Below are 11,603 nucleotides of genomic sequence, written 5' to 3'. Positions count from 1 at the left end.
GGAGGAATTTTAAATGAGCGATAAAAAAATGCTTACACCTGCTGAAATTGCTGAATATACTTTACATGCAGGAATAAAAAAAGCGACTACTCCAACTAAAAAAGTTTTAGTTTCTGCATTTTTAGCTGGAATGTATATAGCTTTAGGAGCTTTAGGTTCTATTGCTGCATCATATAACTTATTAGCTAATCCAGCGACTTACGGATTAGGAAAAATGGTTGCTGGACTTATGTTCCCTGCTGGTCTAGTACTTATATTAATAGCAGGTGGAGACTTATTTACAAGTAACATTCTTATAACACTAGCAGCTTTAAAGAAAAAAGTAACTTGGGGCCAAACTTTTAAAAACTGGTCTTTAGTTTGGATCGGAAACTTAATAGGTGCTGCTTTTGCTGCCGCTTTAGTTGCTAAGTCAGGTGTGTTTGACTGGAGTAATGGTTTATACGGTGGAGTTGTTATAAAAACTGCTGTTGGTAAATCAAACATAGAATTTTTTGCAGCTATAGCTTCAGGTGTAGTGTGTAACTTATTAGTTTGTGCTACTGTTTGGGCTTCATATGCAGCTAAGTCTGTTTCAGGAAAAGTAATAATGGGTTGGTTAGGAATATTCGTATTCGTATGTATCGGAGTAGAACACGTTGTTGCTAATATGGGATATTTATTAGCTGGTTTAATTGTTAAATTAAACCCAACATATTTAGAAGCAGCTCATAAAACTTTAGCTGATGTTGCAAACTTTAACTTTGGAAATGTTCTATTACATAACTTCCTACCAGTTACTATAGGTAACATAATAGGTGGTATGATAATCGCAGGATCTTACTACTTCTTATTCATGAGTAAAAGTGAAAATTAATATTATATATTATTAAACCCTCTTATATACGTAAGAGGGTTTTTATATGGTTAAATATTTGTCTTTTTGTTATAATGAATATAATTATCCAGTTGCGTAAAATGCATTTAAGGAGGGGATTATCATTTTATCCACAATTTTTTCATATCAATTTTTAGTTATAGCCTTATATATAATTAACTTTTTAGTTATTCTTAATATTATATTTAGAGAAAGAAGAAGCATAGAATCTTCAGTTGCTTGGATTTTAATTTTAACAATAGTTCCTCCAGCAGGTTTTGTTTTATATACAGTGTTTGGTCGAAAAATGAATAAAGTTAATATGTTTAAATTAAAAAAAGAGGAAGATAAAAAGTTAAAAAGCAGAATGATTGAATCTACAGATTTCCTACAATACTCAGAGAAATTTGAACCTAGTATAGTAGAACATAGAGATATGATTTACTCTTTAGCTACCTTAAATAGCGCTCCATATACTACAAACAATAAAGTTTCAATCTATACTGATGGTTACGAATTCTTTGATGAACTAAAATCTCAATTAAAAAAAGCCAAAAAATATATTCATATTGAATTCTATATTTTTAAAGACGATGGAATAGGAAATGAGATTTTAGACATTCTTATTGAAAAACTTTCTGAGGGTGTAGAGGTTAGACTTTTATATGATACAGTTGGAAGTAGACTTTTATCTGAAAAAGGAATTCAAAGGCTAAGAAAAGCTGGAGGTAAAATAGGAGCTTTTTTCCCTTCATTTTTAAAGATAATAAACTTCAACTTAAACTTTAGAAATCACCGTAAAATAGTTGTAATCGATGGCGAAGTAGGGTTTGTCGGTGGATTTAATGTTGGGGATGAGTACTTAGGAAAAGATCCTAAATTTGGTTACTGGAGAGATACACATACTAAAATAGTAGGATCTGCAGTAAACGATTTAAATCTTAGATTTATGATGGACTGGAGATATACTACTCATGAAGATATTAGTTTTACTAAATATTTAAATGATGATATTAATCCGTATAACGGCAATGTAGGAATACAAATAGTTAATAGTGGTCCTGATTTATCAGAAATAGACGAAATTAAATATGGATACTTAAAAATGATTCAAAAAGCTAAAAAATATTTATATATCCAGTCTCCATACCTTATATTAAATAGTTCTTTGCTTGATGCTCTAAAAATAGCATGTTTATCAGGTGTAGATGTAAGAATAATGATTCCATCTAAACCAGATCACCCATTTGTATATTGGGCAAGCTATTCTTATGCTGGAGAACTTTTAAAATTTGGAGCTAAGATTTATACTTATGATAAGAATGCTTTTCTTCATTCAAAAACAGTGGTTATAGATGACTCAATTTGCTCTATAGGAACCGCTAATATGGATATCCGTAGTTTTGAACTTAATTTTGAAGTCAATGCATTTATGTATTGCTCTGATGTTGCAATTAAACAAAAGGGTATATTTGAAACCGATATAGAAAAATGCGTACAAGTCACTCAGGAAATGTACGATAACAGATCTAGAGTTATTCAGTTCAAAGAATCTATATCAAGACTTCTATCTCCTGTTTTATAAGATAAAAACACCTAAAATAAATATATTATTTTAGGTGTTTTTATTTTATTTTTTGTTATTTTTTTATTTTTTGAAAATTTAGAAATTTGGTAAAAACTTTTAAGTAAATACGCTATAATATGTATATCACGACAAATATATTAATATATTATAAAAATAAAGCTTTAGTTTAATATCAAGGAGGTTCTGTATGTGTAGATGTTCTCAATGTAACAACAATATGTTTGAAGAATTAGATGAATTTATAGATTCTTTACCTACTAAAAAAGGGGCTCTAATTCAAGTCTTACACCATGCACAAGGTCTATTTGGTTATTTGCCAAAAGAAGTGCAACTTCATATTGCAAAAAAATTAGATGTATCACCAGCTAAAGTTTATGGTGTTGTAAGTTTTTACTCTTACTTTACTACTGAACAAAAAGGTGAATATAAAATAAGTGTCTGTCTAGGCACGGTTTGTTTCGTAAAAGGTGCAGACAAAATACTTGCTGAATTTGAAAAACAATTGGGGATTAAATCTGGGGAAACTACATCTGACCTTATGTTCTCTCTTGAAGGTCTTAGATGTGTTGGAGCTTGTGGCCTAGCTCCTGTAGTTGTTGTAAATGGAAAAGTTTATGGTCAAGTTAAAGTTGATCAAGTAAAAGATATAATAGCTGAATATAAACAAATAGAAGCTACTTGTTAATTAAGGGGGAAGGGAATAGATGAGTAAAATAAAGTCATTTAATGAGTTAAGAGATCTAATCGATGAGTTAAAGCCAAATTTATCTTTAAGAAATAATACAATCCAAGAAAATAGTAAAAAAGAATTACTAGTTTGCGGAGATACAGGATGTAGAGCTGCAAATAGTATGCCTATAATCGACAGTTTGAAAGCCGAAATAAAAAATGCAGGCTTAGAAGATATTGTAAGTGTATCTTTAACAGGTTGTTTTGGTTTTTGTGCTCAAGGTCCAATTATTAAGGTTCATCCTGATAACGTTTTTTATGTAAAAGTTAACGCTGATGATGCCAAAGAAATTGTTCAAGAACACTTAGTAAAAGGTAATGTAGTAGATAGATTGTTGTATTTGGAAGCTTCAGAAAATAAAAAGGTACATGCTTCTGAGGATATTTCTTTTTATAAACAACAAATGCGTATAGCTCTACATAATTGTGGATACATAAATCCTGAAAAAGTTGAAGATTATATAGCAAATAATGGTTATCTAACTCTTGGCAAATGTCTAACTGAGTTAACACCTGAACAAGTTATAGAAGAAGTAAAAGTTTCAGGACTTAGAGGTAGAGGCGGTGCAGGGTTCCCAACGGGAATAAAATGGGAAGCTACTAGAAAATCTATTTCTGATCAAAAATATGTTGTTTGTAATGCAGATGAAGGCGATCCTGGTGCATTTATGGATAGATCTATATTAGAAGGAGATCCTCATAAAGTTCTAGAGGCTATGGCTATTTGTGGTTATGCAGTAGGTTCAGATACTGGTTATATTTATATAAGAGCTGAATATCCTCTTGCTATAGAAAGACTTCAACTTGCTATATCTCAAGCTAAGAATTTAGGACTTCTTGGTAATAATATATTAGGAACTGATTTTAACTTTAATATAGAACTTAAATACGGAGCTGGTGCATTCGTCTGCGGCGAAGGTACAGCATTAATGAGATCAATAGAAGGTAATCGTGGAGAACCTAGAATGAAAACTTATAGCTCAACTAAAAAAGGGCTTTGGGATGTTCCAACTTGTGCAAATAACGTTGAGACTTTTGCTAATATACCTCCTATTTTAAGCAATGGCGGTAATTGGTATAAAAATATAGGAACTGAAAAATCTTCTGGAACTAAAGTTTTTGCTCTTGGAGGAAAGATAAATAATGTAGGACTTGTTGAAATTCCAATGGGTACAACTCTAAGAGATGTAATATATAATATAGGCGGTGGTATACCGGATGGTCGAAAGTTTAAAGCAGTGCTTACAGGCGGTCCATCTGGAGGATGTATTCCTTCTGATTATTTAGATACTCCTATAGATTTTGATAATTTAAGTAATCTGGGGTCTATGATGGGTTCAGGTGGTATGCTAATTTTAGATGATACTGACTGTATGGTTGATATGGCTAAGTTCTTCTTAGGATTTACAGTTGAAGAATCTTGCGGTAAATGTACACCTTGTCGTATAGGTAATAAGAGACTGCTTGAAATATTAACAAAAATAACAGATGGAAAAGGTACGGAACAAGATTTAATAGATTTAGAAAATTTATCTAAAACTATAGTAAGTACATCTTTATGTGGATTAGGAAAATCTGCTCCTAACCCAGTTCTAAGTACTCTTAACTATTTCTATGATGAATATAAATCTCATGTTATTGATAAAAAATGTCCTTCTGGCAAATGCCAAGCACTATTAAACTTTGTTATAACTGATTCATGTATAGGGTGTACAAAATGTTCTAAAGTTTGCCCTGCTGGATGTATATCTGGTTCAGTTAAAGAAAAGCATGAAATAGATGTATCAAAATGTTTGAAATGTGGAGCTTGCATGGACAACTGTAAATTTAATGCAATAATTAAGAGATAAGGGGGATAATCGATGAGTCTAGTTAATTTAACTATAAATGGCAAAAATATATCTGTTGAGAACGAAACTACAATACTTGATGCTGCTAAAAAATTAAATATAAAAATTCCAACATTATGCCATCTTCATATGGATGAAATAAACATGCATAATAAATGCGCTTCTTGCCGTGTATGTATGGTTGATACTAAAAGAGGTCTAGTGCCTGCTTGTGCTACTAATGTTAAGGAAGGTATGGAGGTTCAAACTAATACTCCTCGTGCTTTAAATGCAAGAAGAACTGTAGTTGAACTTTTATTATCAGACCATCCTCAAGATTGTTTGGTTTGCGATAAAAATGGAAATTGTGAACTTCAAACTATTGCTCATGACTTAGGCGTAAGAAATATAACTTATCAAGGCGAAAAAACTAATTTAGGAATTGATAATTCTAGTAAGTCCATAGTTAAAAACCATGATAAGTGTATACTTTGCAGAAGATGTGAAACTATGTGTAGTGAAATACAAAAGGTAGGGGTTTTATCAGGAGTTAATCGCGGATTTGAAACTATGGTATCTACATTCTTCAATGAAGATATGGCTAAAACTAACTGTTCTTTCTGCGGTCAATGTGTTGCTGTCTGTCCTACAGGGGCCTTATCTGAAGTTAATAATATAAATTTAGTTTGGGATGAAATTAATAACCCTAAAAAGACAACAGTGGTTCAAGTTGCACCAGCTGTAAGAGTTGCTTTAGGGGAAGAATTTGGGCTTGCTCCAGGTACTATAACTACTGGAAAGATGGTTTCTGCCCTTAAGTTATTAGGTTTTAAATATGTATTTGATACAAATTTTGCAGCTGATATAACTATACTTGAAGAAGCTTCTGAATTTATAAATAGATTAAAGGAAAATAAAAATTTACCAATTCTAACAAGCTGCTGCCCTGCTTGGATAAATTATTTAGAACACCATTATCCTGAATGTTTAAATTTAGCTTCTAGCTGTAAGTCTCCTCAAAACATGTTTGGAGCTATAGCTAAAAACTACTTTACTTCTAAAATAAATATATCTGCTAAAGATATAACTGTAGTTTCTGTTATGCCTTGCATTGCAAAAAAATATGAAGTTTCTAGAAATGAATTAGGAAATGATGGTATTCTAGACGTTGATGTATCTATCACTACTAGAGAACTTGCTAAAATGATAAAAGAATCTGGAATAGATTTTTTAAATTTAGATGATGAAAATTTTGATAATCCAATGGGCGAATCTACAGGTGCAGCCGATATATTTGGTACTACAGGCGGAGTATTAGAAGCTGCTCTTCGTACATCTTATGAATGGGTTACTGGTCAAGAACTAGAAAGTTTAGATTTTAAATCTGTTAGAGGTCTTGATGGAATAAAAGAGACTAGTATTACTATTGGAGACTCAATAATAAATGTTTGTGCTGCTAGTAGTTTAGGAAATGCAAAAAAAATAATGGATGATGTCAAATCTGGTAATTCTAAATATCACATAATAGAAATAATGGCTTGTCCTGGAGGATGTATAGCAGGAGCAGGTCAACCTTATCACCGTGGAGATTACTCTATAGTTAAGTCAAGATCTGAAGGATTATATAATATAGATTCTAACAAAGAAATCCGTAAATCACATAAAAATCCTGCAGTAAATACACTATATGATGAATTTTTAGGTAATCCATGTGGTGATTTAGCTCATAAATATCTTCATACTCACTACTTCGATAAAAGTAATTTTTTCGAATGTGATGAAAAACTAGCTAAAGCTACTGAATAGTAAGTTTGCTTATATTAAACATAAAAATAAATAAGGTGTGACAAATCGTCACACCTTATTTATTTTTATCTATTAAAGTCGCTAACTTCTTTGTAAACTCTTTTGCTGCATCATATCCCATGCGCTTTTGTCTAAAGTTCATAGCCGCAACCTCTAAAATCATAGCTGTATTTCTTCCTGGTTTAACTGGAACTATTAGTTTTTCTACATCTATTCCTAATATTTCCTCATACTCTTTATCTAATCCTAATCTATCATAATAAGTCTTATCATTCCAAGATTCTAATCTTATAACCAAATCTATAACCTTAGAATCTTTGACAGCACCTATTCCATACATACTTCTTACATCTATTATACCTATCCCTCTTATTTCCATGAAGTGTCTTAATACTTCTGGAGCTTGTCCCATAAGTATATTTTCATCAACTTTAGTTATTTCTACTGCATCATCTGCTATTAATCTATGTCCTCTTTGAACAAGTTCTAAAGCTGTCTCTGATTTACCAACACTACTTTCCCCTCTTATTAACACTCCAACTCCAAATACATCCACTAAAACTCCATGTATAGTAGTTGTAGGAGATAATTTTGAGTCTAGGTAATTAGATAATTTATTTATTAATCTTGTAGTATTACGTTTTGTTGCTAAAACTACTCTATTATGTTTTTTAGCCATTTCTATAACATCATCTTTTACTGTTAATCCCCTAGAAACTATTAAAGCTGGAACTTCATAACTAAAAAATTTATCTAGAACTGACCTTCTCACATTCTTATCCATATGACTAAAATAAGTATACTCTGTTCTTCCTACTATTTGGATTCTATCATAAGTAAAGTGTTCAAAGTAACCTGCAAACTGTAACCCTGGTCTGTGTATATCTTGATAGTGAACATAATATTCTACATCATCCGGTAAATTTATTACTTCTAAATCCAAATCTTTTATTAATTGCCTAATTGAAACTGACTTTTCACTTCTCTCATTATCCATTTCCATTGTATAATTTACTCCTTTATAAAAGTTATTTGTTGTTAAAAAATCTAAATACACTTTCTGATGAAGACTTATTCATTCCCTCTACTTCTAATAAATCTTCGAAACTAGCAACTTTTATTTCTTCTATGCTTTTAAAGTGACTCAATAGTGCTTTTTTTCTTTTTTCTCCTATTCCTTGTATATCATCTAACACTGATTTTGTCAAAGATTTATTCCTTAAGCTTCTATGATATGAAATAGCATAGTTGTGAACCTCTTCTTGTATGCTTGCTACAAATCTATACAAATTAGATGTTTTATCGAGTTCTATTTCTTTTTCCTGGGAAATTAACCCTTTTGTTCTATGTTTATCGTCTTTATACATTCCCCATAGAGGAATATTGACACCATATCTATCTAAAACTTTTTTAACTGAGCTTACTTGGCCTTTTCCTCCATCTAATAGTATCAAATCTGGAAAGTTTTCATACTTTATCCTTCTTTCTACTATCTCTGCCATAGAGTCATAATCGTTTGGCCCTTCAACTGTTTTTATTTTATATCTTCTATACTCTTTTTTATCCTTTTTCCCATCTGTAAATACAACCATTGATCCAATAGAATCTACCCCTTGTATATTGGATATATCAAATGATTCTATTCGCTTTGGTATATCTTTTAATCCTAAAATATTCTTAAGTTCTTCAAGAGCACCTATACTCTTTTGATACTTTAATTTATTTAAATTTGAGAACTTTTCTAGATATTCAATGGCATTTTTTCTAACCATTTCTATCAAGTTCTTCTTGTCCCCCTTCTGAGGAACCTTTATATTTACCTTTTGACCTTTTTTATCTGTCAGCCATTCTTCTAAAACAAAACTATCTTCTATCTCATCTTCTATTATAATTTCTTTAGGTATATAATCTTGAGATATATAAAACTGTTTAACAAAAGATGATAAAATAGATTTACGACAACTATCCATAACACCTTCTAAAATAAAGTGTTCTCTGCCAACTATTTTTCCATTTCTTATAAAAAATACTTGTACACAAGCTTCGTCATGTGCTCTAGCCATAGCGATTATATCTTGATTTAAATCTGAAGTTCCTGAGTCTATTTTTTGTTTTTGAACCATATCTTCTAAACTTCTAATTTTATCTCTATAAATTGCTGCATCTTCAAAATTAAAATCCATTGCACATTTATTCATCTTTTCTTTTAAAATTTCTATTAATCTTTCTTCTTTTCCAGATAAAAATAAAATGACTTCCTCTATCATTTTACTGTATTCTTCTTTACTTACTTCACCTGTGCATGGTCCTATACATTTTTTAATATGTTTATTTAAACATGGGCGAACTTTATTTGCTATTGCTTTTTCTATATCTATATTACATGTTCTTATAGGATAAGTATTTCTTATTATCTCAAGAGTATCATTTACAGCAGTTATATTTGTATATGGTCCAAAATATTTAGCCTTATCCTTTAAAACCTTTCTTACTTTTAAAACTCTTGGATAATCTTCATTTACAGTTACTTTTATATACGGGTATGTCTTATCATCTCTAAGAAGCACATTGTACTTAGGTCTGTATTGCTTTATTAAGTTACATTCTAAAATTAACGCTTCTAATTCTGAATCAGTTATTATATATTCAAATTCGGCAATGTTTTTTACCATTGATTTTACTTTTGATGTATGATTTTTAGAAGATTGGAAGTATTGTCTTACTCTATTTTTAAGAGATATAGCTTTTCCAACATATATAATCTTATCATTTTCATTTTTCATTAAATAAACCCCAGGTTCTGCTGGAAGCTTTTTTAACTGTTCTTGTATATCAAACATTATTTCACCTCGGCTTTAATTTATAATAAAATTATACCCTAAATCACATTTAAATAATAAGATATTTAAAGTATGCTTTAAAATAATTAAAGAAGGATAAATACAAGTTTTAATAACTTTAAAAGCCTTTTATAGCTTAAAGTCAACTTTATATTTATCCTTCTAATTTAAATTATTTTATATCCAAAATTTTTATTTCTTTGCTTTTCCTCCATTAACTTGTAAGAAATATGTTCCTGCAGATTCTCTTGTTTTAAACTCTGGAGAATCTTTGTATTTATCAACATTTTCAGAAGTTAATCCTACTATATCTATAGATCCTGTTTCATATAAATTAAGAGCTGCATTTGGATCTTTAACTATCTTAGTATTTACTTTATCTATCTTAACTGAACTTGAATCCCAGTAATTAGGATTTTTACTCATTGTAAATACATCTTCTATTTTCCAATTACTTAATGTAAATGGTCCATTATAGTATATCTTATCTGCTGCAGTTCCATATTCACTTCCGAATTCTTTTACAGCTTTTTCATTTTGTGGTAAGAATGATTTGAAGAACATTAAACTATCGAAGTAGTGAACTGGTCTTACTAAATCTACTTTTAATGTATAATCATCTACTGCTTTTATTCCTACACCATCTGCATTATCTGTTTTACCTAGGTTGAAATCTTTAGCTCCTACTATATCATACATAATGAATCCGTAAGTTGATGCTGTTGCTGGATCTAAAGTTCTCTTCCATGAATATTCAAAGTCTTTAGCTGTTACTGGGTCTCCATTTGACCATTTAGCATCTTTTCTTAAATGGAAAGTCCATGATTTACCGTCTTCTGATTTTTCCCACTTCTCAGCAGTTCCTGGAGCTAACTTACCATCTTTATCTTGTTTAACTAATCCTTCCATAGTGTTCATCAATACTTCTGATGAAACCGTATCCGTAGCTTTACTTATATCTAATGTAGGTATATCTGATGTAAGAGATAAATTAAGTTCTTTTTTACCTTCTCCTAATTCTACCCAATTATATATTGCATCAACTCCAAAAGTTGGAGTAAGTCTTCCACTTACATATGGTTTTTGAAGGTAAGATACACCTTTTTGGTAAAGAGGAGATAAGAATCCATCTTCTAGCATCATCTTTTCAGCTTTTGCATACTTTTCCCAACTTTCTTTTTGACTTCCAGCTGTTTTACCTTCTTCTAAAAGTTTATCATATTCTGGATTGCTATACCCTGTATTTTTAGCGTATTGTAATCCACTTTGCATAGTCTCTAAGAATGTTAGTGGGTCTGGGTAATCTGGTGACCATCCTGAATGAGTAAGTTGGAAATCTCCCTTTTCTTCTAATGCAAGTTTTTGTTTAAATGGCTGTACTTTTATCTCTACTTTTAATCCTGGTAATGCATTTTGAAGTTCTGATTGCATAAATTCAACTTCTTTTTTAGCACTTTCTGAGTCAAATGATAATAATTCTAATGTTACAGTATCAAAACCAACCTCTTCTTTAGCTTTTTCCCATAGTTTAGTAGCTTCTTCTTTGTTGTATTTATAACCCATTTCTCCAGCTACTTCTCTATAATCTTTACCCTCTTCATTGAAAGCTAATTTTTCTGCAACTATATAATCAGCTGCTGTACATCCATTATTTATTATTGTGTCACATAGAGTTTCTTTATCTACAGCCATAGATATAGCTGCTCTTGCATTTTTATTAGCAAGCACTTCATATGGATCTCCTGCTGCACCATTTCCTGATGAGGAACTTCCACTGTTACTACATCCAACCATACTCATTACAGTTATTGCTGCAGTAGCACTCATTAATGCCATTTTCTTTTTAAAAACCATTAAATTACCTCCCCAAATAAGTTAATTTTTAAGTACTTTTGTGATAATGCATATATATGTTTTTATATTATATGTGCCTAATTTTGTCCTTAATTCCTAAA

The 11,603-nt window shown here is 30.7% G+C and carries 8 protein-coding genes; 5 read left to right on the top strand and 3 right to left on the bottom strand.

The window, feature by feature from the left end:
• Positions 1–13 precede the first annotated feature (13 nt).
• The 5 genes from ACRDDE_RS09950 (at position 14) to ACRDDE_RS09930 (ending at position 6,808) form a co-directional block, all read left to right on the top strand.
• The gene (locus tag ACRDDE_RS09950) at positions 14–856 is read left to right on the top strand and encodes a formate/nitrite transporter family protein (protein WP_438627098.1); all 843 of its coding nucleotides are present in this window, start codon (positions 14–16) and stop codon (positions 854–856) included.
• A 118-nt stretch (positions 857–974) separates the two neighbouring features.
• Entirely contained in the window at positions 975–2,441 is a 1,467-nt protein-coding gene (gene cls / locus ACRDDE_RS09945; RefSeq protein ID WP_438627123.1) for a cardiolipin synthase, read from the top strand.
• Positions 2,442–2,631: 190 nt separating this feature from the next.
• Positions 2,632–3,129 (top strand): NADH-quinone oxidoreductase subunit NuoE family protein, encoded by a 498-nt coding sequence (locus ACRDDE_RS09940; protein WP_438627097.1) that lies wholly within the window; start codon positions 2,632–2,634, stop codon positions 3,127–3,129.
• Between the two features lie 19 nt (positions 3,130–3,148).
• Positions 3,149–5,023, top strand: a complete 1,875-nt coding sequence (locus ACRDDE_RS09935) for an NADH-ubiquinone oxidoreductase-F iron-sulfur binding region domain-containing protein (RefSeq protein WP_438627096.1) — start codon at positions 3,149–3,151, stop codon at positions 5,021–5,023.
• A 12-nt stretch (positions 5,024–5,035) separates the two neighbouring features.
• Positions 5,036–6,808: an NADH-dependent [FeFe] hydrogenase, group A6 gene (locus tag ACRDDE_RS09930; RefSeq protein ID WP_438627095.1), complete on the top strand. Its 1,773-nt coding sequence runs from the start codon at positions 5,036–5,038 to the stop codon at positions 6,806–6,808.
• A gap of 55 nt (positions 6,809–6,863) precedes the next feature.
• Here ACRDDE_RS09930 and hprK read toward each other — a convergent pair whose 3' ends face one another.
• The 3 genes from hprK to ACRDDE_RS09915 all read right to left on the bottom strand — a co-directional run bounded on the left by hprK (position 6,864) and on the right by ACRDDE_RS09915 (position 11,502).
• Positions 6,864–7,811 (bottom strand): HPr(Ser) kinase/phosphatase, encoded by a 948-nt coding sequence (hprK, locus tag ACRDDE_RS09925; RefSeq protein ID WP_438627094.1) that lies wholly within the window; start codon positions 7,809–7,811, stop codon positions 6,864–6,866.
• Positions 7,812–7,836: 25 nt separating this feature from the next.
• Entirely contained in the window at positions 7,837–9,648 is a 1,812-nt protein-coding gene (gene uvrC, locus ACRDDE_RS09920) for an excinuclease ABC subunit UvrC (RefSeq protein ID WP_438627093.1), read from the bottom strand.
• 192 nt (positions 9,649–9,840) lie between these two features.
• Positions 9,841–11,502: an ABC transporter substrate-binding protein gene (locus tag ACRDDE_RS09915; RefSeq protein WP_438627092.1), complete on the bottom strand. Its 1,662-nt coding sequence runs from the start codon at positions 11,500–11,502 to the stop codon at positions 9,841–9,843.
• Positions 11,503–11,603 lie beyond the last annotated feature (101 nt).

The sequence above is a fragment of the Paraclostridium sp. genome (assembly GCF_051656405.1).
Lineage (GTDB): Bacteria > Bacillota > Clostridia > Peptostreptococcales > Peptostreptococcaceae > Paraclostridium.
The sequence above is the reverse complement of the archived record's forward strand: the minus strand, read 5'-3'. Positions and strand labels throughout refer to the sequence as shown.